This is a genomic window from Gordonia jacobaea, assembly GCF_001186365.1.
GTDB classification, from domain to species: Bacteria; Actinomycetota; Actinomycetes; order Mycobacteriales; family Mycobacteriaceae; genus Gordonia; species Gordonia jacobaea.
In genome coordinates, this window is the sequence record NZ_LDTZ01000014.1 from 129,809 (window position 1) to 153,537 (window position 23,729).

The 23,729-nt window shown below is 66.5% G+C and carries 21 protein-coding genes and 1 tRNA gene; 14 read left to right on the top strand and 8 right to left on the bottom strand.

Features of this window, described 5'->3' with window-relative positions:
* Positions 1-2: 2 nt before the first annotated feature.
* The 4 genes from otsB to ABW18_RS03620 all read right to left on the bottom strand — a co-directional run bounded on the left by otsB (position 3) and on the right by ABW18_RS03620 (position 4,131).
* On the bottom strand, positions 3-782 hold the full coding sequence (gene otsB, locus ABW18_RS03610) for a trehalose-phosphatase (RefSeq protein ID WP_049697656.1): 780 nt from the start codon (positions 780-782) through the stop codon (positions 3-5).
* The gene (locus ABW18_RS03615; RefSeq protein ID WP_049698023.1) at positions 779-2,302 is read right to left on the bottom strand and encodes an alpha,alpha-trehalose-phosphate synthase (UDP-forming); all 1,524 of its coding nucleotides are present in this window, start codon (positions 2,300-2,302) and stop codon (positions 779-781) included. The genes otsB and ABW18_RS03615 overlap by 4 nt, the downstream gene beginning before the upstream one ends.
* Positions 2,303-2,425: 123 nt before the next feature.
* Entirely contained in the window at positions 2,426-2,587 is a 162-nt protein-coding gene (locus ABW18_RS22960; protein ID WP_005172211.1) for a hypothetical protein, read from the bottom strand.
* Between the two features lie 104 nt (positions 2,588-2,691).
* The gene (locus ABW18_RS03620) at positions 2,692-4,131 is read right to left on the bottom strand and encodes a threonine/serine exporter family protein (protein WP_049698024.1); all 1,440 of its coding nucleotides are present in this window, start codon (positions 4,129-4,131) and stop codon (positions 2,692-2,694) included.
* Between the two features lie 4 nt (positions 4,132-4,135).
* Between ABW18_RS03620 and ABW18_RS03625 the strand changes: the two genes are divergently transcribed.
* From ABW18_RS03625 to ABW18_RS03650, 7 genes are all read left to right on the top strand, one after another.
* A tRNA-Thr gene (locus tag ABW18_RS03625) sits at positions 4,136-4,210 on the top strand.
* Positions 4,211-4,348: 138 nt separating this feature from the next.
* Positions 4,349-4,753, top strand: coding sequence for a carboxylesterase family protein (locus tag ABW18_RS23350; protein ID WP_083444299.1), 405 nt, complete (start codon positions 4,349-4,351; stop codon positions 4,751-4,753).
* The gene (locus tag ABW18_RS03630) at positions 4,750-5,934 is read left to right on the top strand and encodes a carboxylesterase/lipase family protein (protein WP_331436418.1); all 1,185 of its coding nucleotides are present in this window, start codon (positions 4,750-4,752) and stop codon (positions 5,932-5,934) included. Before ABW18_RS23350 ends, ABW18_RS03630 begins: the two co-directional genes overlap by 4 nt.
* A 131-nt stretch (positions 5,935-6,065) precedes the next feature.
* On the top strand, positions 6,066-7,322 hold the full coding sequence (locus ABW18_RS03635) for a hypothetical protein (RefSeq protein WP_049697657.1): 1,257 nt from the start codon (positions 6,066-6,068) through the stop codon (positions 7,320-7,322).
* Complete coding sequence (locus ABW18_RS03640; protein WP_083444300.1) at positions 7,319-8,683, top strand: lipase family protein; 1,365 nt, start codon at positions 7,319-7,321, stop codon at positions 8,681-8,683. The genes ABW18_RS03635 and ABW18_RS03640 overlap by 4 nt, the downstream gene beginning before the upstream one ends.
* A gap of 186 nt (positions 8,684-8,869) precedes the next feature.
* The gene (locus ABW18_RS03645; protein WP_049697658.1) at positions 8,870-9,268 is read left to right on the top strand and encodes a RidA family protein; all 399 of its coding nucleotides are present in this window, start codon (positions 8,870-8,872) and stop codon (positions 9,266-9,268) included.
* Between the two features lie 10 nt (positions 9,269-9,278).
* Positions 9,279-10,472 (top strand): winged helix DNA-binding domain-containing protein, encoded by a 1,194-nt coding sequence (locus tag ABW18_RS03650; protein ID WP_049697659.1) that lies wholly within the window; start codon positions 9,279-9,281, stop codon positions 10,470-10,472.
* Positions 10,473-10,514: 42 nt separating this feature from the next.
* Here ABW18_RS03650 and ABW18_RS03655 read toward each other — a convergent pair whose 3' ends face one another.
* On the bottom strand, positions 10,515-10,904 hold the full coding sequence (locus ABW18_RS03655) for a VOC family protein (RefSeq protein ID WP_049697660.1): 390 nt from the start codon (positions 10,902-10,904) through the stop codon (positions 10,515-10,517).
* A 77-nt stretch (positions 10,905-10,981) separates the two neighbouring features.
* Between ABW18_RS03655 and ABW18_RS03660 the strand changes: the two genes are divergently transcribed.
* The 4 genes from ABW18_RS03660 (at position 10,982) to ABW18_RS03675 (ending at position 15,042) form a co-directional block, all read left to right on the top strand.
* Positions 10,982-11,704, top strand: a complete 723-nt coding sequence (locus tag ABW18_RS03660) for a TetR/AcrR family transcriptional regulator (RefSeq protein ID WP_049697661.1) — start codon at positions 10,982-10,984, stop codon at positions 11,702-11,704.
* A 249-nt stretch (positions 11,705-11,953) separates the two neighbouring features.
* Complete coding sequence (locus ABW18_RS03665) at positions 11,954-12,634, top strand: DUF899 family protein (protein WP_049697662.1); 681 nt, start codon at positions 11,954-11,956, stop codon at positions 12,632-12,634.
* A gap of 102 nt (positions 12,635-12,736) precedes the next feature.
* On the top strand, positions 12,737-13,498 hold the full coding sequence (locus tag ABW18_RS03670; protein WP_414652014.1) for a response regulator transcription factor: 762 nt from the start codon (positions 12,737-12,739) through the stop codon (positions 13,496-13,498).
* Positions 13,498-15,042 (top strand): sensor histidine kinase, encoded by a 1,545-nt coding sequence (locus ABW18_RS03675; RefSeq protein ID WP_049697663.1) that lies wholly within the window; start codon positions 13,498-13,500, stop codon positions 15,040-15,042. Before ABW18_RS03670 ends, ABW18_RS03675 begins: the two co-directional genes overlap by 1 nt.
* Positions 15,043-15,124: 82 nt before the next feature.
* On the opposite strand, the gene ABW18_RS03680 is transcribed toward ABW18_RS03675, so the two are convergent.
* Both ABW18_RS03680 and ABW18_RS03685 read right to left on the bottom strand, forming a co-directional pair.
* Positions 15,125-15,964, bottom strand: a complete 840-nt coding sequence (locus ABW18_RS03680) for a hypothetical protein (protein WP_005207421.1) — start codon at positions 15,962-15,964, stop codon at positions 15,125-15,127.
* 47 nt (positions 15,965-16,011) lie between these two features.
* A complete protein-coding gene (locus ABW18_RS03685) occupies positions 16,012-17,139 on the bottom strand; it encodes a DNA adenine methylase (protein ID WP_235434287.1) in 1,128 nt (375 codons plus the stop codon).
* 122 nt (positions 17,140-17,261) lie between these two features.
* Here ABW18_RS03685 and ABW18_RS03690 point away from each other — a divergent pair, with 122 nt between their 5' ends.
* Complete coding sequence (locus ABW18_RS03690) at positions 17,262-17,687, top strand: HIT family protein (protein WP_005207423.1); 426 nt, start codon at positions 17,262-17,264, stop codon at positions 17,685-17,687.
* A gap of 99 nt (positions 17,688-17,786) precedes the next feature.
* On the opposite strand, the gene ABW18_RS03695 is transcribed toward ABW18_RS03690, so the two are convergent.
* Positions 17,787-19,919 carry a RecQ family ATP-dependent DNA helicase gene (locus ABW18_RS03695; RefSeq protein WP_049697664.1) on the bottom strand — a complete coding sequence of 711 codons (2,133 nt, stop codon included), beginning with the start codon at positions 19,917-19,919 and terminating at the stop codon, positions 17,787-17,789.
* Positions 19,920-20,033: 114 nt separating this feature from the next.
* Here ABW18_RS03695 and ABW18_RS03700 point away from each other — a divergent pair, with 114 nt between their 5' ends.
* Entirely contained in the window at positions 20,034-21,299 is a 1,266-nt protein-coding gene (locus ABW18_RS03700) for a bifunctional glycosyltransferase family 2/GtrA family protein (RefSeq protein WP_049698028.1), read from the top strand.
* 67 nt (positions 21,300-21,366) lie between these two features.
* Positions 21,367-23,574: an ArnT family glycosyltransferase gene (locus tag ABW18_RS03705; RefSeq protein ID WP_049697665.1), complete on the top strand. Its 2,208-nt coding sequence runs from the start codon at positions 21,367-21,369 to the stop codon at positions 23,572-23,574.
* Positions 23,575-23,729: the final 155 nt, after the last annotated feature.

Consider the following 23,729-nt stretch of genomic DNA (forward strand, 5'->3'; position numbering starts at 1 on the left):
GCCTAGAGGGCTTGCTTACGTAACTCGACGACGAGCGCGAGAAGTGTTGCGACGTCGTCGGTGTCGGCGATCCGGTAGCGGGCGCCGGTGTCGCCGTCGCCCACCTTGACGCTGATGTCATTCTCGCCGGTGAGGTGCGCGAACGCCTTCTCGTCTGTCACGTCGTCGCCGATGTAGACCGTTGCGTCCGAACCGAACTGGGTCTCCAATATGTCGAGTGCGTGACCCTTGCTGGTCTCGATGACCGCGAGCTCGATGACCATCTTGCCCTCGGTGACCTGAACCCCCGGCCACGACGCGGGCCCGGACCGCGCCTTCGCGAGGGCGTCATCGGCGACGTCGGGTTCCGCATTGCGCACGTGCAGTGCGGCGCTGATCGGCTTCACCTCGACCGTCGTACCCGGATGGGTGTCGGCGATCTCATTGAACGCCTTGACGATTCGATCGAGGAGCGCTCGCTCGTCGTCGGTGACCTGCTCGCCGAACCCGGTGGTGAACTCGGTGCCGTGGCTGCCGACCAAGGTGACCGAGTCGTCGTCGAGACCCGACAGTGCGCGTAGGTCGTGAAGCGATCGGCCAGAGATGACCGCGGCCTCGGTGTCGCGTAGCGCACCCGCGGCGCGGATCGCCGAGATCGACGCCTCGTTGGGCTTGGCGTCTTGCGGACGCGACACGATGGGCGCGATGCAGCCGTCGTAGTCGCTCGACACCAAGAGTCGAGACACGGTGACCGTGTGTGCGACGGCGTCACGCAGGTCGTCGGGAATTCCCGTGTCGCTCACGAATTCTCGTCCCCACGGTCGGTGTCGTCTGTGCTGCCGCTGGAGACGAGTTGGACTCCGCGATTGGCCGACGACGTGGTCTCCGTTGTCGACGTGAGGGTGTCGAGGAAACTCTTCGCCCATTTCTCGACGTCGTGGGTGAGTACCTGCCTGCGTAGGGCCCGCATACGACGCTTGCCTTCGGCCTGTGTCTGCTCGACGGCTGCGACGATCGCGTCCTTCACGCCGTCGAGGTCGTACGGGTTCGCCTGATAGGCGGTGCGCAATTCCGCTGCGGCACCGGTGAATTCACTCAGAACCAGCGCACCACCCAGGTCGCTGCGACATGCGACGTACTCCTTGGCGACGAGGTTCATCCCGTCGCGCAACGGCGTGACGAGCATGACGTCTGCCACCACGTAGTAGGCGAGTAGGTCGTTGCGGGGCACCGACCGATTGAGGTACTCCACCACCGGATGGCCCACTTCGCCGTACTGCCCGTTGATGTTTCCGACGAGCTGCTCGATTCCTGCCCGCATGCGGACGTAGCTCTCGACGCGCTCGCGGCTCGGGGTCGCGAGCTGGATCATGACGGTGTCGTGTGGATCGATGCGACCCTCGTCGAGCAGTTCCGACAGCGCGCGCAGCCGGACGTCGATGCCCTTGGTGTAGTCGAGTCGGTCGACGCCGAGCAGGATGGTCTTGGGATTGCCGAGTTCCTTGCGGATGTCGCGGGCGCGGGATCGGATGTCCTTGGATTTCGACTGGGTGTCGAGTTCTCCGGAGTCGATCGAGATCGGGAAAGCGCCGACGCGAACGGTCCGGAAACCGACCTGCACCACGCCGAAGCGCGACCGGACGCCGACAGTGCCCTTGCTCGTGGCCTGGCCGGCGAGGCGTCGGGCCAGGTAGAGGAAGTTCTGTGCGCCGCCCGGAAGATGGAACCCGATGAGGTCGGCCCCGAGGAGGCCTTCGATGATCTCGGTGCGCCACGGCAACTGCATGAACAGTTCGACCGGCGGGAACGGGATGTGGAGGAAGAAGCCGATGCGTAGATCGGGGCGCAGCATGCGCAGCATCTTCGGGACGAGCTGAAGCTGATAATCCTGCACCCACACGATCGCCCCGTGCGCGGCGGCCTTCGACGTCGCCTCCGCGAATCGGCGATTGATCTCGACGTAGGCGTTCCACCACTCGCGGTGGTACTCGGGCTTGACGATCACGTCGTGGTAGAGCGGCCACAGCGTGGCGTTGGAGAAGCCCTCGTAGTATTCGGCGATCTCCTCGGCCGAGAGCGGGACCGAGCGGATGCTGATGCCGTCGACCTCGGCTTCCTCGGTGTCGGATTCGGCAGCTCCCGACCATCCGACCCATGCGCCCTTGTGCTTGCGCAGGATCGGCTCGAGCGCCGTGACCAGGCCGCCGGGACTGCGCTTCCAGGTGACGTTGCCGTCGGCGTCGACCACCTTGTCTACGGGCAGTCGATTGGCGACGACGACGAACTCAGAACCCGGGTCGTCGGATGAACCGGCCGGACCCAAGCGGGAATCGCCGGGTTCGGGGAGGCGTGCGCCGAAGGTGGCCTCCGTGTTGTGCACGCCTGACGTTGCGGGTGCGTCGGTGTCGGAACGCTCGGATACCTCTTCGGATCCCGGGTTCACGACTCAGGCGTTCTCGCCCGGAGCGATCCCCAACATGGACAGCAGCATCCGGCACTCGTCGGCGTCGGTGGCGTAGGCGGCGACAACGCGGCGTGCGGAGTTGGCGGTCTCGTCGGCCACCGGCTCCAGCTCTTCGTCGGCGATGTCAGTGGTCTTGGGGGGCATCTCGTCCTCTCGGCTTGCTGTTGCGCGAGGTTGTGCTGTGCGCAACACCCGATCTTACCCGCTGGCGATGGGCTGTACTGCAAGACCTCGTCGGGCCGGACACCTTACCAGCGTCGTCGTGCGGCGCGTGCCTCGCGACGGCGGCGCGCCCAGTCGGGTGCGACGGGCAGGCGGGGGCGTCGCAGCGTGCGGGCGACGAACTCTCCGAGCGTGACGCCCGCGGCCAGTGCGCAGCCGACGCCGAGCGCCGCGGCCATCCAGGTGAGTCCGGTGAGCGTCTGGTCGTTGAGCACGCCGTAGAGGGCGCGGTAGACGGCGAGACCGGGAAGCAGGGGAGTGATGCCCGCGATCGCGACGACCAGCGGCGGAACCAGCGCGCGGCGGGCCAGCAGACCGCCGACGAGGCCGACGCAGGTGGCGGCGAGTCCCGCGGCGATGACGTCGCCGACCGGCAGGAACGACGCCGCTGCCGCGACGCCTGCGCCGATGAGACCGCCCAGGAACGCGATGGGCAGCGCACGACGCTCCGCATAACTGGCGAGCGCGAACGCGAAGGCCGCGATTGCGCCTGACGCGACGCGGATGGGGACGTCGACAGGTGCGAACTCCGTCGACGAGGTGATCGTCGGCAGGTAGATGCCGACCGAACTCATCAGGCGCAATCCGATACCGACGCCCGCGATGATGCCGCCGGTCATGAGCAGCAGTTCGAAGAAGCGCGCGACGCCGGTGATCGGCGCACCGGTGATGGCGTCCTGCACCGAACCGACCAGCGAGAGGCCGGACAGCAGCACGACGATCCCCGCGGCGATGACCTGAGACGGGGTGATCGACAGGCTTTGCCACCCGGTCTTCTCGCCGAGTTCGTACACGAGCGCAGCGGGTACGACGGCGATGAATCCGCCTGCGACCTGCTGGAAGAAGATCGGTGTGCCGATCCTGTTGAGTCGGCGGTTGAACGTGACCGTGACGACGGTGGTGAGCCAGGCGAGGACCGCCACGACCACGTCACCGCCGAGAAGCACCGAGATGCCCGACGCCATGAGGCCCCACGCGAACGTCGAGACCCAGTACGGGTAGGGGTGTTTGGCCGCGATGATCTGGTCGACGATCCGGTGTGCCGTCGACGGTGTGATCGCCGAGTCGCGAATGCGACGAACCAGCCGGTCGACGGCTGCGAGGCGCGTGAAGTCGAGCGACCGGTAGTGCACCGTCTGCATCGTCGTGATCGGGGGAAGGGTCGCACCACGTCGGGCTACGACGACGATCGTGTTGTACGTGACGTCGACGTCGACATCCTCGACGCCGTAGATGCTCGCGACGAACCGGATTTGCGAGGAGGTGTCTATCGCGCCGGTTCCCGAGTCGAGGAGCACGGCACCGATCTTGGTCGCGAGGTCGAGCACCTCGGTGATCGCGCCGACGTCGAACCGGTCGATCGGGCGGCGCGGTGCCACCATGATGCTGCCCGGTTCGATCGTGTCGATCGTCGCCTGCCTCGTCCCGGTGAGGCGGCGGACAGCGCGCCCGATATACTCACGCACGCATGCCTCCTTAGCTCAGTGGTAGAGCACTCGCCTTGTAAGCGAGCGGTCGTCGGTTCAATCCCGACAGGGGGCTCCACCCGTCCCGGTTGTGTCTCGCGACGCCTGATTCCCCAGACCGGGCCCCGTATCCGATGTCCCGCGTAAGTGTGGGGTCGGATGATCCTTTGGCACAAACCAGCAGGCCGAACCGCCAACGGCTCCCTATCATTGCGGCGTGAACAGTGCAGCCGACGCAGTGGCCGGCCAGACGGTCTACCGGGGTCAGACGACCGGCAACGTCGATGTCTGGCGTGGCATCCGATACGCAACACCGCCGACGGGCGATCTACGGTGGCGCCGCGCGCGACCGCTCGAGCCGACGTCGGGAACCGTCGACGCGACGACGTTCGGGTCTGTGGCGCCCCAGCAAGTGAACCCGGGCGTCCCCTTGTCACCCGACGCCGTCAAGAGCGAGGACTGCCTGTTCCTCAATGTCTGGGCGCCGCAGGGAGCGGCAGGCGATGGCCGTCGACTGCCGGTCATTGTGTGGATTCACGGTGGCGCATACGTTTTCGGCGCGGGCACACACCCATCTACGACGGCGCGCATCTCGCGTCGACGCAGAACATCGTGGTGGTGACGCTGAACTACCGTCTCGGTGCTCTCGGCTTTGCCGACCTCGGCGCTCCGGGGCCCGGTACGGCTGGTGCGGCCGGTCCCACTGCCTCCGCCGGTGGACGATACGAATCCAACGCTGGCCTCAGCGATGTCCTCACCGCGCTGCGCTGGGTGGCCGACACCATCGACGCGTTCGGCGGCGATCCGGACAATGTCACGGTCGCGGGCGAGTCCGCCGGCGGCGGAATGGTGACGACGCTGCTGACGATGCCGCTCGCTCGAGGACTCTTCCACCGCGCCGTCGCGCAGAGCTCCCCGGTGACCTCGGTGTACGACAGGGCGCGCGCACGGTTCGTCGTCGAGCGGTTGACCGCCGCTGTCGGAGGAACGTGTGGCGACATCGAGAGCTTTGCTGCGTTGGACACCGACAAGTTGGTTGCCGCCACGATGAAGGCATTCACCGGGGTGCCTGCCGCACATCCGGGCACCATCCCCTTCTCGCCGGTGGTCGACGGCGATCTGGTGCCGCGACATCCGATCGACGTCTACCGAGATGGCGAGTCGCTGCCGATTCCACTTCTCATCGGCACCAATCGCGACGAGGCCGCGCTCTTCAAGTTCATGAAATCGCCATTGCTGCCCATCAGTGAGCCCGCGATCGTGCAGATGTTCACCGCGATCGCGTCGGAGTATCCGGAGGTCTCGATCCCCACGGCCGAGCGCGTCGCGGCAGCGTATCCGGGCGCGAAGGCGAAGTCCATGGGCCTCGACGTCGCGCGCGACATGGCGTTCAGGATGCCGACGGTGTGGGCCGCGGAGGGTCACGCGGGAGTCGCTCCGGTGCATCTCTATCGATTCGACTGGTCGACAAGGCTGTTGCGGGCCATCGGGATTCGTGCGTCGCACGCCACCGAGGTGCCGTATCTGTTCGGCTACTTTCCGAGCGGCAAGGCCGGCTTCCAGTTCTGGCTCGGCGGCAGACGGGTCGGTGAGCGGATCGCCGCGGACATGCAGGCTCGGTGGGGTTCGTTCATCCGCGACGGCGACCCGAACTCCCGTCTCGACTCGGCAACGCCCTCGTGGCCGACGTTCACCACCGACCGTCGCGCGACGCTGGTCATCGACGCTCACGACAGCGTCGTCGACGATCTCGACGGACCGCTGCGTGAAGCATGGGGCGACGAGGTTCTCGGGTTTCGCTGAGCAACCGTCTCCCGCAGGCGAAAGATCAACCTGAGCGCAGCAGATTTGCGTTCTCGAATGAGACGGCATTAACCTCGCGTCTCAGACTCTTCTTACTTGCAAGTAAGTAGGGGATGACGTGGAGGGGAACAATGCGCAGATTCTTGGGGACATCTCTGCTCGCAGCAGTGGTTGTCACGCTCGGATTCGTCGGAGTGGTCGCGGCGACGCCGCAGGCGTCGGCGAGTGATCGACTCGACAGAGTTCTGAACCTGCCGCTCGTCAACCGAGACGCGTCGAACGGGCCCGGTGGTGTGAACCCCGCGTTGCCCACCGATCCGACGGTGCTCCGCTCGCTACTCGAAGAAGCGCGTAGTCGCTCGATCGCGCCGTCGTCGTATCGCGCGCTGCTCTTCCAATACTGGCTCGCCGACACCACGAAGGCCGCGGGGATCGATCTCGCGTCGTGGAACCCGCGGGCAGGTGTGAGCGCCAATCGGCAGAATCTGGTTCGCTCGTACCGGTTCTACGAGAACCTGCAACTGTCGCATCGTGAACTGCAGTGGGCGGGAATGGGTGGGCTCGTCGGCGCCGACTTCGGTGGCGGGCTCCTCGACTTCGAGCTCGCGACCAACATCTACGACTTCGCCCGCCTGCAGCCGATCGCCAATGCGATTGTCGGACAGACCAATACGACCCTCGGCCCGGTCTTCGTCGACAAACTGCCCCGCGGCCTGCGTGCGCTGGCACGTGTCGGAGCGACCATCTCCGCAGACGACCTGCGCAAGATCCAGGGCGACATCCTGGTGATGCAGAAGAACATCTTCTCCGACCTCATGCCGATGCACCGCGCCTACGTCGTCGGCGGACTGCCCGCTCTCGACGAGATGCACCGTGCGGGCCTGTTCGACGGCGAGATCCTGCGTGCCTGGCAGCAGATCGCCTCCAAGCAACCCGACGCGATCGCCGCGGGCAACGCGCGACTGCTGCGTCGCGAGCAGGGCGAGGTCATCAAGGCTCAGTGGGACGCGACGCGTGCCTACAAGGGCGACGTCGGCGAGGCGATGACGTATGCGAGCACCGTTGCCGGATCGCCTTCTGTGGCAGGCGTTGTCGCGCCGCGCTCGTTCCGCTCGATCGAGATTCACGGGACCGCGCCGAACGGGCGTCCGGCGACATTGACTGTGCCACTGCCGAATTGGAACTGGTCGGTCTTCCCCGAACGGTGGGCATACATCACCGATCAGTTGCTGCCCAAGTACAAGCTGCAGGTCAACAATCACTGGCCAGAGCTCTCCGCGACGCTGCGCAAACCGTATGACCAGCAGTTGGAGAGCCACCGGCCGATGTGGAACATCGCGCCGATGCTGCAGTCCGCCCTGGAGACGACGAAGGTGAGCTACCAGTGAGTCACACACCAAAGGTGTTGCGCGGCAACCGACGACGCGGCGCACTCGGCGTGGTTCTCGCCGTCGCAGCGCTTGCGGGAGCGGTGCTGTCGGCACCCGCCGCCCACGCCGCCCCACCCAATCGCACACCGGGACTCGATGAGATCTTCAACGGTTACGTCGTCGGCACGTTCACCAACGGCAGGCCGGCGAGTCCCGATGAGGTGATCAAGCCACTCACTTCCGGCGACCCGTTCTACGCCGAGCCGCGTCTGCGTGGCGACGAGAAGCCGGGCACCGTGCTCAAGGCCAAGAAGGTCGACGTCCAGTTCACCGGATTCCGCCCTGGCAACCTCGACGCCTACAAGTTGATGTACGTCACGCGCGGACTGCACGACGAACCCGAGCTCAGCACGGGAATCCTGATGGTGCCGGTCGACGGCCGCGACAACGCGACCCGGCCGCTCGTCGGCTATCAGTTCGCCAATGACAGCGTCGGTGCGTACTGCCACCCGTCGTCGATGTGGACCGGAGCCGATCCGCTCGACGGTGCGTCGTGGTCGGCGCTCGGACCGCTCGCGCAGATGTTCGGCAAGGGCTATGCGGTGATGATCAGCGACGTCGGCAACGACGGTGATCCCAATCCGCACGGCGTCTTTGCGGGCAAGTTCGGTGGAAACGCTCTGCTCGACGGCATGCGCGCAGCGCTCGACCATCGACCGGCGGGACTGTCGAAGAGCGCTCCCAAGGCGATCTTCGGGATTGCCGGGGGCGGCGTCGGCGCTGCGTTCGGCGCAGAGAAGGCCGCGGCTTACGCGCCCGAGTTGAACATCAAGGGCACCGTGCTCGAGGGCATGGTGGTCAACCAGCGCAACTTCATCCGTACCTCCGACGGCTCGGTCGGTTCGGGCTTCGCGTTTGCGACGCTGCTCGGGCTCGAGCCGCGGTACCCGGAGATGAAGATCGACGACAAGCTGACGCCCGCGGGCAAGGCGCTCGCCGACGTGTTCCGCACGCAGTGTCAGACGCCCGCCTACTTCGGCACGCCGTTCGTGCCGCTGCGCACGCTGTTCAAGGGCGGCAAGAGCCCGGCCGACATCCCCGAGTTCCAGCACGTCTACCGCGACAACCTGCTGGGTACACGGTCGCCGAAGTCGCCGGTGCTGATCGCCTCCTGCGCCAAGGACGACTCGCCGATGTCGCTGGTGCCCGCCGCGGATTCGCGCAAGCTCGCCGCGACGTACCGCGCGGGCGGCACCCGCGTCGACTACCAGCCGACGGACTGCAGCATGCTGCACTTCCTGACCAACATGTACGGCTGGGGCACCGACCTCTTTGGGATGCAGACGATCGACTGGCTCGACGCGCGGCTGAAGAGCTGAGGTCTCGCCAGGGGGTGATCTCGACAAGCTCGATCAGCGGTGGGGGCGCTCGATCAGCGGTGGGGGCGCTCGATCAGCGGTGGGGGGTGATCTCGACAGGCTCGATCAGCGGGTAGGGCTCGATCAGCGGGTAAGGCTCGATCAGCGGTGGGGGCGCTCGATCAGCGAGGGGCATACGATCGTGGCATGACCCGGATCACGCTCAACGGCTCGTCGGTGCTCCACAACGGCGGATTCCCCTACAGCGCGACAGTGAGCGCGGGGCCGCTGCTGTTCACCGCGGGAATCTCGCCGCTCGACGAAGAGGGCGTCGTCGTCGCGGCCAACGACGTCGTCGGGCAGACTCGCCGGTGTCTGGAGAACCTGTCGGCACTGCTCGCCGAGCGCGGCGCGACACCCGCTGATCTCGCCAAGCTGACGATCTATGTGGCCGAGCATCTCCAGGCCGACCTCGCCGTCGCGTGGGACGCGGTCGTCGCAGAACTCGGTGAGTCAGTGCCGCCGGCCATGATGGTGGGGGTCACGGTGTTGCCGTACGACGAGCAGGTCGTCGAAATCGACGCTGTCGCTGCACTTCCCGCGTGACCGCGGTCCGATGAGCTCGGCGCACCGACCGCACATCTCCGATTCCGAGCGTCGAGCTCGCCTCATGCGCAGGCACCGACTTGCCGAAGATTTCTCGGCCGCGACGCCCGTCGACGTCGCGCAGTCGATGGTCGGGCTGCACGCGACCACGTGGTCGACGGTCTATCTGTCGACGTGGGCGCGGATGCCGGGCTTCGTGCCCGCCGACCTCGACGCCGCACTCTACGACGACCGCAGCCTGGTCCGACAACTTGCCATGCGCCGCACCATGTTTGTTCTGCCGAGGGAGACCCTGCGCGACGCCGTCGGCGCTGTCGGTCCGCGCGTCACCGCGTCGGAACGGACCAACATGCTGCGAGACCTGCGGCGCAGCAGCGACTTTCCCGATCCCGACGGCTGGATCGACACGGCGCGGGCGGCGGTGGCGCGGCTGGTGTCCGACGGTGTTCCACGCAGCACGACCCAATTGCGCAAGGCGCTACCGGAACTCGATGGTCGAGTGACCGTCGGCACGGGAAAGTCTTGGGGCGGAACGATTCCCATGGCACCGCGTGTCCTGAACATGATGAGTGCAGCCGGCGAGATCGTCCGCGGCCCCAACGACGGTCCCTGGCATCGGTCCAAGCCGCTGTGGGTCGGGATGGAGCAGTGGCTCGAAGAACCGCTCGATTCGCCCGACATCGAGACCGGCCACGTCAGAATGATCGACAGGTGGCTGCGTGCCTTCGGACCGGGTACCGAGACCGATATCGTCTGGTGGCTCGGGAGTACCAAAACCGCTGTGCGAGCGGCACTTGCGCAGCTCGACGTCGTCGAGGTCGACCTCGACGACGGATCGGTCGGCTACGTGCACGCCGACGACACCGAAGAAGTCGGCGCCGTGGAACCGCAGGCGGTGCTGCTCCCCGAGCTCGACCCGACGACGATGGGTCACAAGCAACGCGCCTTCTACCTCGGTGAGCACGGCGAGCACGTCTTCGATTCGAACGGCAACGGCGGGCAAACCGCGTGGTGGGACGGTCGGATCGTCGGAGGTTGGTCGCGCCAGCCGGACGGATCGGTGGAGATCCATTCGTTCGAGCGACTGCCCCGCGCCGCGACTCGGGCACTGACATCGCGCGCGGACACGTTGGCCGAATGGCTCGGCGACGAGAACCCGCGGCCCGCATACCCGGCGCCGTTCATGCGTGGGGCGCCTCGATGAGAGCTACGGGCCGCTGACCACGACGGGTTGGGTGCTCTCGAACTACACCCACTCGACGAACTGCACGATGATGCCGTTCGGATCCTCGATCTGGAAGTAGCGCTCGCCCCAGGGTTCGGTCTCCGGTTCGGTCACCACCTGTGCGCCCGCGTCGCGCACTGCGCGGAAAATACCGTCGACGTCGTCGACCACGAATGCGAGGAGTAGCCCGTCTCCCGCGCTCCCCGCACGATGGGCGGGTTTGAAGGTTTCCAGGCCGGTCTTGAGAAAGATGACGTTCGGTGTCCCCGTCGGCGCATCGTCCGGGGCGGCCAGCGAGATAAAGCCGTCTGCCTGCATGGCGACGGTGTATCCGACGTGGCGGGATAGAAACTCGGCCGACGCCTGTGGGTCGGGCACGTTGAGGGAAATCGCGGTGGCTGTGATGGGCATGTGAGCCTTTCTCGTATGGGGTACGAGATCTAGTATCCGTATAGTGTACGAAAAGTCAAGGAACGGGAGATGCACTGGTGAGCACCATCGAACTGCTCTGGCGCAAGGTGGTGCCGTTGCCTGCGCGGCAGGGGAGGCCGCCGCGGTTCACGGCGGACGCGGTCGTGGACTCGGCCATCGCGGTCGCCGACCGGATCGGGTCGAGATTCACCCTGCGCGACGTCGCGCAGGAGCTGGGAGCGCCGGTGATGTCGCTGTACTCCTACGTCGACAATCGTGAGCAGCTCGTCGAGCTCATGGTCGACCAGTGTCGTGCCGACATGACGCATTCGGTGCTGACCGGAACGTGGCAGTCGCGCCTGCGGCAGGTCGCAGCCGACAACCTGAGCCTGTTCGACCGCCACCCGTGGATGGTCGACGTCGAGTCCGAACGCGCGATTCTCGGACCGGGAACCCTCGGCAAATACGAGCGTGAACTCGGCGCCGTCGAGTCTCTCGAGCTCAGCGACGCGGCGAAAGATGCTGCGCTGCAACTGGTGCTGAACTTCGTTCGTGCGTCGGCTCGTTCGCTGCATCACGCGATTGCGGAGCGGCGAGAAGAGACCCCCGAGCAGTGGTGGGAGCGGGAGGGCGCGCAGCTCGCGAAACTCGGTGTCGAGGAACGCTATCCGCTGGCATCCCGTATCGGTACGGCCGCTGGACAAGCGACCGGGGCGGCCGAGAACGCCGGCGCCGCCCGCGACTTCGGATTGTCGGCGCTGCTTCTCGGCATCGAGGCGATGGAGTCCTCGGGGGTGTGAACGCAGCGAGGAGGCCGCGAGCGCGACAAACTTGCGTACACAATCCGGTCGTCAGCGAGAGGCCACGACAATAATTGTCGCGGCGCCCCGCTGACGTCACAGTTGTGTACGTACCCAGGGGCAACGTGTTCGTGTGTCGGCGCGACGATGAGTTTTCCCGGTCACCGCGGTCAGTCTCTGTGACCGGACTTCTTCTCGGTTGAATTCGGCCCGACTTCCTCGGCCCAACTTCAAGGACAGGAGCACTGAATGTCTGCAGGACTCCCACCCGTCGTCGACGTAGATACCTGGCGTCGCGAACTCGACGAGCTGCGCGCCCGTGAGAAGGCCGCAACTCGTGAACTCGATGCGATTGCGGCGCAACGTCGTCGAATGCCGATGGTCGAGGTCACCGATCACACGCTCACCGGTCCGGGCGGCCCGATCGCGCTCTCGGACATCTTCGACGGTCGCTCACAGTTGATCGTCTACAACCACATGTGGACAGACGGAGCCGCGTTGCAGTGTGGCGGTTGCACCGGGTACACGTCGCAGTTCACCCGGCTCGACTTCCTGGACAACTACGACGCGCGTTTCGTGATCGTCACCAACGGACCGATCGGCGAGGCGCTGGACTACAAGCGGCGGGTCGGCAACCGGATGGACTGGTACTCGGCGGCGGGCACGACCTTCGGCACCGAGGTCGACGCGGCACCCGGCGAGGGCTTCGCCATCAACGTCTTCCTCCGCGACGGGCAACGGGTCTTCCGTACCTGGCACACCGCCGGCCGCGGCACCGAGCAACTCGGTCATAGCTTCTCGCTCCTCGACATCCTGCCGTGGGGCAGGCAGGAGGAGTGGCAGGACGTGCCCGACGGCTGGCCGCAGCGTCCGACGTACTCGGGGTGGGCGAGCTCGGCCGACATCGCACGCTTGTACGGAGAGGCGTAGGCCCAGGGCCCTGGGCCCGGCGTCGCAGAATGAACGCTCCCGAACGTGCAGGTCAACGCTCACAGGAAGCTGCCAGCTCGTCTCCAGACTGATGGCAGAATGCTGCGAGAAGGTGTATCTGTGAACGAGATGGGTCAGGGAACACACCAGTTGATCAGCAGGGGCGCCGGAACTGGGCCGCGAGTGCTCGTCGTCGACGACGAGACCAATATCCGTGAGCTGCTCTCGGTGTCGTTGAAGTTTCAGGGATACGACGTCGAGGTCGCCGCTGGCGGCCCCGAGGCCATCGACAGGTGCCGAACCTACAAGCCCGATGTGCTCATCCTCGACGTGATGATGCCCGGCATGGACGGATTCGGGCTGCTGCGCAGGTTGCGCGCCGACGGCGTCGACGCACCCGCGCTGTTCCTATCTGCCCGCGACAGCGTCGAGGACAAGATCAACGGCTTGACGGTCGGCGGCGACGACTACGTCACCAAGCCGTTCAGCCTCGAAGAAGTCGTCGCGCGCTTGCAGGTGTTGTTGCGCCGCAGCGGATTCGACGCGCAGGCCAAAGAGGCGTCGCGGGTCACCTTCGCCGACATCGAACTCGACGACGAGACCCACGAGGTCTGGAAGGCGGGCAAGCTGGTCTCGCTGTCGCCGACGGAGTTCACGTTGCTCCGCTACTTCATGGTGAACGCGGGCACGGTGCTGTCGAAGCCTCGTATCCTCGACCATGTGTGGAACTACGACTTCGGCGGCGAGGTGAACGTCGTCGAATCGTATGTCTCGTACCTGCGTCGCAAACTCGACTTCGGCGAGAAGCCACTCATCCACACGCTGCGCGGCGTCGGATATGTGATGCGAGAGCCGCGTACCTGATGGTGGCAACGCAGCCGCACTCTGCAGCGGCACGGTCTGCTCCGCAGAGCGCCGAGTCTGCGGGCGGACTATCTGGCGCAGTCGCCAGTCGTGCGAAACGCGGTGTACCACTGCGTATCTCGCTGGTTGCGCTGACGGTTCTGCTGATGGCCGTCGGCCTTCTGGTGTCCGGGATTGCCGTGACGTCGGCGATGAAGAGTGACCTGATGTCGCGCACGGACGCGGGTCTCGTTTCGGCGGTCGACACCTGGGCCAAGCCCCGCATCCACGTCAGCGACTCGCCCGGCCCACCGCCGGGGCCTCGCAGGCCGCCGTCGCCGTACTTCGTGGAGAACACCCTGTCCAACGGGACGGTGATCTCCAGCAATGACTTCGACGACGAGCCCGCCACCTCCGCTCTGCCCCAGGGCGATGACGGCCCGGTGACGGTGAATTCCGCGGACGGCAACGGGCCGCAGTGGCGGGTGATCAAGCGGTCGAGTCCCGAGGGGCAGTCGATCGTCGCGATCCCGCTGACGGATGTGAACAAGACCATCTCGCGTCTGCAGTGGCTCGAGTTCGGGATCGGTGCGGCGATCGTTCTCGTGATCGGGGTGCTGAGCTATCTACTCGTCCGCTCCTCGCTGCGCCCGTTGCGCCGCGTCGAGGAGACCGCGCACGCGATCGCGGCGGGCAACCTCAACATGCGCGTACCGCCTGCCGCGCCGAACACCGAGGTCGGCAGCCTGTCGTCGTCGCTGAACACCATGCTCGGCCAGATTCAGCACGCGTTCGCCAAAACCGCCGCATCCGAGCAGCAGGCCAGGGCGTCCGAAGAGCAGGCGCGCGCATCCGAGGAGAAGATGCGACGTTTCGTCGCCGACGCCTCCCACGAACTTCGTACGCCGTTGACCTCGATCAAGGGGTTCGCCGAGTTGTCGCGCAGCGGCGCGCTCCCCGACACCGGCGACGCACTTCGACGCATCGACGACGAGGCGGGCCGAATGGCTCTGCTCGTCGAGGATCTGCTGGTGCTCGCGCGTCTCGACGCGCACCGGCCGCTGAACTCCGAGCCCGTCGACGTGTTGTCGCTGGCCGCCGACGCCGTGCAGGCGGCGCGCGTCGCGGCACCCGAGCGGAGCATCCGGCTCGAGATCGGCGAGTCCGACGAGCCGCCGATGGTCCTGGGCGACTCACCACGCCTCATGCAGGTGATCCGCAACCTGGTGAACAACGCGGTGGTGCACACCCCGAAGGATGCGTCGATCACCGTCGGAGTCGCCGTCGACCGCGCAGGCACCCACGGCAACGGTGCGCCCGTCGACGACGTGGTGATCACCGTTGCCGACACCGGTCAGGGCCTCGAAGCCGGCGAACTCGAGCACGTCTTCGAGCGGTTCTACCGCGGCGATTCGTCGCGCTACCGCGGCGAAGGCGGCGGCAGCGGACTGGGCCTCTCGATCGTGGCGGCACTCGTCGGGGCTCACGGCGGCCGCGTCGGGGTCGAGTCGACACCCGGCCAGGGCGCGTGCTTCTGGGTGCGCCTACCCCGGCTCGCGGCCTGAGCTGCGCGTCGACCGTGCGCTCGAGACTGTCGACCGTGCGCTCGGGACCGTCGACTGGGCGCTCGGGACCGTCGACTGTGCGTCAGACCAGCCGGTGCAGCCGCGCGAACTCGGCGAGGTCGTCGCGGAATGTGTCGAGCGTTGCGAGCGTGTACATCCCGTCGATCTGGCGGTCGGCCCATAGTTGGTGGATGCGGCGGAGGTCGGACTGCCTCGACTTCCAGCCGATTCCGTCGATGACCGCCAGGACCACCTGGCGCGGAAGCCGGACCTCGGCCATCTCCTCGATCTCGCGCACGGCGTCGGTCAGCTTGCTGCCGGTTGAGTCGAAACCCTTTGCGGCGACGACGATGTCGGCAGCTCCCTCGTGTCCGACGATGAGATCGGCGGGGGCATCGCGCCCGCCTCGTCCGGAGAATCGGGAGCGGGTCACGTAGGGGAGTCCGAGATCGCGGGCGATGGCCTCGATCTCGTCTTCGATGTGTCGCCCCGACGCTCCCGCGCGGGTGGCCGTTGCGCGCGTTCCCGATCGCGCCACGAGGATGTCGGCAAACGTGTACGTCCGTGCCATCTGTACTCGCAGCATCCGGACCAGGTCGAACTCCCGGTCCATCCAACTGACCAGCTCGTATGGCTGTGTGCGCGCAACCTTTTGCCACGACGACGTCCCGAACTCGTGCCGCAGGTTGTTGCGCAACTTCTCTTGCGAGAGGCCGACGGCCAGCCGCAGAATGCTGTCCTCGTCGGCGTGATCGCGCGCCCAGACGGCGAGCCCAGTGAGGTCGGTGTCGAGTACCTCGGTCAGTGTCTCGACGGCGTCGACGATTTTTTCCGCATCGGGGGTCGACGCTGTCGGGTCGACGTGTGCGGTCAGCCGGCCCAGCGTCGACAGATAGTCGTCGAACTCTCCCGCGTCACTCATCGTCGTCGATCCCTGTGTGTCTCAAAGATGTTGTATTTCAACGATGTTCAGTCTCGGCCGATGAACAGGTACTCGCTCACGTCGCGACGGGTCGCGGCGGCGTGGGTGCCGAAGCTGTACTTGTGGTCGATCGCGATGACCTCGACCGACGGCTTGACCTTGCCAAGCAGGTCAACGATGCGGTCCGCGCCGGGCAGGGCGTTCGACGAATAGGACAGCACGATCGCGCCCGCGTCCTCGAAGTGCTCGAACGTGCGGACCAGGGCGTCGTCGATGGTCCGTTTGTAGGCGAACGGGGTGAACCGCTTCGGCAGCTTCTTGGTCTTGGTGTTCTCCATGATGCTCATGCCCTCCCAGTAGACCGAGAGGCCCTCGAGGAAGTGGTAGCGCTTGATGTAGTCGTTGTCGTCGGTGGGCGGTGCGTAGGGAGGATCGAGATAGACGAGGTCGGGAGCGGCGTCGAACAGCGGTGTGACGTCGAGGTCGAAGACGTCATCGCAACTGCTGCGATGCTTGCGGCCGTTGCTGAAGACAGTCGAGTTGTATTCCGACGCCGCGCGCAGCCGGAAGTGATCGCGTAGCGACATGCGCAGATCGCGCCGGCCGTCGGCGTAGCGGGTGGCGTCGGTGAACGTGAAGACGCCGCGTGGCTGCTTACGTGCTGCCGAGAGGACGAGGGCGGAGATGGCAAGGTCGCGGCGGTACCCACGCAGCCGCGCGATGTGTGACCACGCGGAATCGAGGAAGGCGCGGTCGGCGGCGTCGAAGTAGAGGCCGTCGAACGTGCTGCGGATGAAGTCGCGGTCGTCGAGGGGTGGGCCGCAGATCTCGTCGATCAACTCGGGCTCGAGACGCACCGAAGAATTGGCGACCGTCGCGCGGGCGATGATGCTCGGAAAGTTCAGAAAGTCGTTGCTCGCAACGGAGAACCCCTGCGCCTTGAGCAGATACGACACGACCCCCGACCCGGAGAACGCGTCGACCGCGGTGGTTCCGCCGATCTCGGCGAACGTCCGCTCGAGGTGGGGGAGGAGCCGGTACTTGGAGCCCATGTACCGCAACCGGGGGAAGCGCTGGGCGCGTGCCACCACCTCTGCGGAACCGACCGGCCGCGTCCCGGACGGCGTTACGGACTGCGTCGGGGGCGCGGCGTCGGTGAACTCTCGACGACTCACAGGAAAAGAATGTCACGGCCCACCGACAAGATCGCAGGCAACACGACTCGATCGCCGACAACGTCGCCGGGATTGCCCACAACACCCGCAGTATTGCCGCCCGACCGCCATAGAATGTCCTCATGGCATCGGTATTCACCAAGATCATCAACGGAGAACTGCCCGGTCGATTCGTGTGGAAGGACGGCCAGGCGGTCGCATTCCTCACCATCGAGCCGGTGACCGAGGGCCACGTCCTGGTCGTGCCGCGCAAGGAGGTCGATCACTGGGAGCAGATGGACACGGCATCGTTCACCCATCTCGCCGACGTCGCGCAGCAGGTCGGCCGTGCCGTCAAAGCCGCGTTCGACGCTCCGCGCATGGGTCTGCTCATCGCCGGACTCGAGATACCGCACGTGCACCTGCACGTCTTCCCCGCCAAGAGCATGGAGACGTTCGACCTCAGCAAGGCCCGCAAAGACATCACGCCTGAGGAACTCGACGCCGACGCCGAGAAGATCCGCGCCGCGCTCCGGGCAACCGGGTACGGCGAGTACGTCGCAGACTGAGCGTCGCGCCGCACAGTCGACGCGCTGGAGCGCCCAGTCGGCAGTCTCGAGCGCACAGTCGACAATCTGCAGTGCCCAGTCGTCGAGCGGCCCGGGCGGTCAGACGCTCCGGTGAATCAGCAGCGGCATCACCGCGGTGGCGCCTGCCTCGCGCAGTGCGGCGGCGGCGAGTGTGATCGCCCACCCCGACCGCGACTCGTCGACGACGAGCAGCACGTTCTGACCCGCGACCTCCGGGGGCGGCTCGCCCAGATGGTCGCGCCAATACGCGGCCTCGACGGCGCCGGGTGCGTCGCGATCGGGCGGGTTGCCCTGCCGCACCGGTAGATGTCCGCCCGGCCGCTTGCCGACGACGCGTAAGTGTTCGGCGAGCTGATCGGCCAGGTTGGTGCCGGTCAGGCGCAGCGACATGATGATGTCGGGGCGCACGCCCGACTGCCGCACCCACGACGACAGTGTCGCCACCGCAGCATCGCCGAGGTCGGCAAGCGCCTGCTGATCGTCGGCGCGAGCGGCACTGAGGAGGTCGGTCCACTCCGGGGCGTCGGCGTGTGCCAGCACTCTTCCCGGTTCGGCGGCGAGGTCGGCGGCGATGCGGCCGCGGCGCCCGAAATCGCCGCCCGGCCACATCTTTCGTGGTTCGAGAATCTGCGCGGAACGTCGAAGGTTGCCGGTGATCGTGCGTACGACGGCGGGATCGACGTCGGCGGTCAGCGGTGCGGTCAGAGCTCCCGTGCACACCGAACAACGCCCGCACGGCTGCGCCTGCGGATCGTCGAGCGATTCGGTGAGCAACTGCATCAGGCATTGACGGCCTGCGATGTAGCTGCGCATGATGTCGGCTTCGCGACGCCGCACCGCGACGACCCCGTCATAGTGGGCGGCGTCGAACGTCCACGGCGTACCCGTCGCCGACCATCCGTCCGGCCCACGTTCGGTGGCCCCGTCGACCGCAAGCTGCTTGAGCATCAACTCGATTCGACCTCGACGCTGCCCGGTCGCCGCCTCCAGCGCGGGCACCGACATCGGCTCGTCGGCCTCGCGCAATGCCGAGAGCACCGACTCCATCTTCACCGGATCAGGGATGGTGGCGGTCGCGAAGTAGTCCCACACCGAGTTGTCGGTGGCCGACGCCAACAGCATCACGACGGCGTCGTCGAGTGCGCGGCCCGCACGCCCGACCTGCTGGTAGTACGACACCGGCGACGGCGGCGATCCGACGTGTACCACAAACCCGAGATCTGGCTTGTCATAACCCATTCCGAGCGCAGACGTCGCAACGAGCGCCTTGACCTCGTTGCGCAGCAGGGCATCTTCGAGATGGTGCCTGCGGTCTGCGTCGAGCTGCCCGGTGTACGCCTCGACGGCCAGCGAATCGCCGTGTATCGCGCGAATCGCGTCGACGAGGCGTTCGGCGTCGGCGACGGTGAGCACGTACACGATGCCTGATCCGGGGAGTTCTGGCAGGTGCTGTGCGACCCATCCGTACCGTCCGATCGGCGACAGCCCGTCGATCACGTTCAGGTGCAACGACTTTCGAGCAAGTGGACCGCGCAGCACCAAGGTCTCGGACTGCTCGCCGCCTGCGCTGAGTTGCGCGGCGACGTCGTCGGTGACCCGACTGTTCGCCGTGGCCGTGGTTGCGAGAACAGGAGTCTGGGGATTGAGCGACTGCAGGACGTCGGAGACCCGGCGGTAGTCGGGCCGAAAATCGTGACCCCAATCGGAGATCGCGTGCGCCTCGTCGATGACGAGCAGGCCCAGCTCGCCCGACAACGCGTCGAGCACGCGCCTGCCGAATCCCGGATTCGCGAGACGTTCTGGGGAGACGAGCAGGACGTCGAGTTCGCCGGAACGCAACGACGTCTCGATTGCCGACCAGTCGTCGACGTTCGACGAATTGAGCGTCGCCGCCCGCAGTCCGGCACGCTCGGCTGCCGACACCTGATCGCGCATCAGCGACAACAGCGGCGACACGATCAACGTCGGACCCCGCCGATGAGACCGCAGGATCGCCGTCGCAGTCCAGTACACCGCCGACTTTCCCCACCCCGTCGCCTGCACCACGAGCACTCTCGGCCCGCTCGCCTCGCTCCCCGAACTCCCCACCAGCCCCGCCACCGCGCTGAGCTGGTCGTCGCGCAGGCGCGCGCCGTCGCCCGCGAGGCTGGTGATCACCGCGTCGGCGACCGCCTGATCGTCGTCGGACAGTCCTACCGGTGTTGCCGTCATGCCCGCCAATCTAGTGATGGCCACCGACGATGACCTTTTCGCAGGCCAGACGCTCACAGGAAGCTGGCAGGTTCGACGCAGAGTTGCTGCAGTTTGGCACCCGAATCTGTACTCATGACGACAGAAGCCCTCCCGCAGGCCGCGGCACCCGTGACGATCGTCGCCGACACATCGGTCACCGCTCCGGTAGTCGACATCGTCGTACCGGTCTACAACGAAGAGACCGACATCGCCTTGTGCCTGCGCCGCCTCCACGACCACCTGCGGACACACGTCCCGTTCACCGCGCGCATCACCGTTGCCGACAACGCGAGCACCGACGCCACCGTCGCGATCGCCGCGGAACTCGCGGGCGAACTCGGCGACATCCGGGTGGTGCACCTCGACGAGAAGGGCCGCGGCCGGGCACTCAAGGCGGTGTGGACGCGCAGCGACGCACGGATCGTCGCCTACTGCGACGTTGATCTGTCCACCGACCTCAACGCGCTGATGCCGCTCATCGCTCCGTTGGAGTCCGGGCACTCCGACATCGCGATCGGCTCCCGACTGTCCCGCGGCTCACGGGTGGTACGCGGCACCAAGCGCGAATTCATCTCGCGCTCATACAATCTCATTCTTCGTACGACGATGCGCGCCAAGTTTTCCGACGCCCAGTGCGGCTTCAAGGCGATGCGCACCGACATCGCCCGTCAGGTGTTGCCCTACGTCGAGGACACGGGCTGGTTCTTCGACACCGAACTACTCGTCCTCGGTGAGCGCATCGGGCTGCGGATCGCCGAGATCCCGGTCGATTGGGTCGACGATCCGAACAGCACCGTCGACATCGTGTCCACGGCGGTCGACGACCTCAAGGGCTGCGCCCGGGTGGGCTACGCGCTGGCGCGTGGTCGGCTGCCCATCGTCGAGCTGCGTTCGACGGTCGGTCGTGAACGCGCGGCCGGTCCCGACATCGCAGGTGTTCCGCCGGGCATGGTCGGCCAGCTCGTCCGATTCTGCGTCGTCGGGGTGGCGTCGACGGCCGCGTATGCGGTGCTTTATCTGCTCCTGCACTCGATCCTCGGTGCGCAGGTCTCCAACTTTGTGGCACTCGCCGTGACCGCGGTGCTCAACACCGCAGCCAACCGCAAGTTCAGCTTCGGCGTGCATGGTCGCGAGGATGCTCTCAAACACCAGCTCTTCGGATTCGGCGTCTTCCTGTTCGGGTGGGCGGTCACCGCGGGGGCACTCGCGGGACTGCACGCGTACGCGCCGGAAGCGTCGAAGCATGTCGAACTCGTCGTGCTGATCGTCGCCAATCTGGTCGCGACGGCGACTCGCTTCGTCGGATTGCGGTGGGTGTTCCGCGCCCATCTGCGACGCACCGCCGAGGCAGCGGAATGACGTTCCACAGCATTCACGAGGCCAGCCACACTGCTGCCAGCCGCCCTACCGAGCAAGAATCGAGACGATGACCACCACAGCAGAATCGGCGACGGCCCCGGATTCCCGGGGCCGCGCGCCTGTCGACACCACGGCCGGTTCGACGGCACGCACGACGCTCTGGGAGCGCGGATCGCTTGCCGCACTATTGATCGCGACGACGATGATCAACCTCTGGAACCTCTCGGCGAACGGGTGGGCCAACTCGTTCTACTCCGCGGCGATCCAGGCGGGGTCGCAGTCGTGGAAGGCATGGTTCTTCGGGTCGTCGGACATGGCGAACTCGATCACCGTCGACAAACCGCCTGCGTCGCTGTGGATTCCGGCGCTGTCGGTGCGGATCTTCGGGCTCAACTCGTGGGCGATCCTGGTGCCCAACGCCTTGATGGGCGTGGCGTCGGTGGCGTTGCTCTACTGGATGACCCGCAGGTACTTCGGCCACTGGGCGGGCATCCTCGCCGGTGCGACGTTGGCGCTCACCCCGGTCGCCGCAATGATGTTCCGCTTCAACAATCCCGAGGCGCTGCTCATCCTGTTGATGGTCGCCGCGGTCTGGGCGTGTCTGAAAGCCGTTGAGACAGGGCGGCTTCGGTGGATGATCCTGGTCGGCGTGTTCGTCGGGTTCGGCTTCCTCACCAAGCAGCTGCAGGTGATGCTGATCGTGCCGGGACTCGCGATCACCTACTTCGCATTCGGTCCGGGCGGGTGGGGCCGACGCCTCGCGCACTGCTTCGCCGCGCTCGGAGCGATGATCGTCAGCGCGGGTTGGTGGCTGCTGGCCGTCGCGCTGTGGCCGGCGTCGTCGCGACCGTGGATCGGTGGATCACAGAACAACTCCGTGATGGAACTGACGTTGGGCTACAACGGTTTCGGCCGCCTCAGTGGCAACGAGACCGGCAGCGTCGGGCCGGGCATGGGTCGCGGTTCCTACGGTGGTTCGGCAGCGGGGCCCGGCGGAATGGGTGCCGATTTCGCGGGACCGGGCGCGCCCGGTGGCCGCGGCGGCATGTGGGGACAACCCGGACTGCTGCGAATGTTCCAACCCGAGCAGGGGGGTCAGATCGCCTGGCTGATCCCGTCGGCACTGGTGCTCGGTATCGCCGCGCTGATCATCATCGGTCGGGCCAAGCGCACCGACACACGACGTGCCTACCTCGTCGTGTGGGGGCTGTGGCTGCTCGTGACGATGGCCGTGTTCAGCTTCATGGCGGGCATCTTCCACAGCTACTACACCGCTGCCCTCGCGCCGGCCGTCGCCGCCGTGCTCGCCGGTGGTGCCGCGGTGGCCTGGCGTGCGCGCGACAAGGTGTGGGTCCGGTGTGTGCTCGCCGCTGCGGTGTGGATCGCGGCGATCTGGGGCTTCGCGCTGCTCGCGCGGTCGTCGGACTTTGTGCCGTGGCTGCGCTACGTGGTGCTGTTCCTCGGGATCGTCGGGGGTGCTGCAATGTTGTTCGCGCAGCGCGCCTACGTCGGTGCGCTCGCGATCGCGATGTCGGTGATCGCCGCACTCGCAGGCCCGTTCGCGTACACCGTCGACACCATCACCACGGCCAAGCAGGGGTCGATCATCAGTGCGGGACCGCGCGTCGAGGGCGGATTCGGTCCCGGAATGCGGGGCGGACCGGGCGGAATGCGCGGCGGCGGAGCCGGATTCGGCGGACAGCGTGGAGGCGGCCAGGGCGGATTCGGCGGCCAGGGCATGGGCGGCCAGGGCGGATTCGGCGGCCCGGGTATGGGCGGCCAGGGCCAAGGCCAAGGCCAAGGCCAAGGTCAAGGTATGGGTATGGGCATGCCGCCCGGCATGGCCGCGGGCGCCGGGTACGCGGGAATGCGTGGCGGAATGGGCGGTCCCGGTGGCGGTCTGCTGATGGGGTCGAAGCCCAGCGCCGAGATGCTCGCGCTGTTGAAGTCCGACGCCGAGAAGTACACCTGGGTTGCCGCGGCGGTCGGCTCGAACACCGCGTCGGGCTACCAGCTCGAATCGGGCTACTCGGTGATGCCGATCGGCGGGTTCAACGGCACCGATCCCTCGCCGACGCTCGCACAGTTCCAGAAGCTGGTGGAGCAGAAGAAGATCCACTACTTCATCGGCGGCGGTGGATTCGGCGGTGGCGGATTCGGTGGCGGTTCGGACAGCAGCCGGCCGTCGAGTCAGATCACTGCGTGGGTGGAGCAGAACTTCACCGCCAAGACGGTCGATGGTGTGACCACCTACGACCTGACAGCTCCGAAGTAGTCGCCCGGCGTCGGCGTCGGGACCTCGACAGTCGGGAGCTAATCGACAACCACCTGTTGCGATCGGTCCGGTCTCGCTTGAGTGTCCTGACGTCGACGTCCTCCGACGTTAAGGTTCTGATCGTGGCATTGACGATCGGACATCGACTGAGTCGG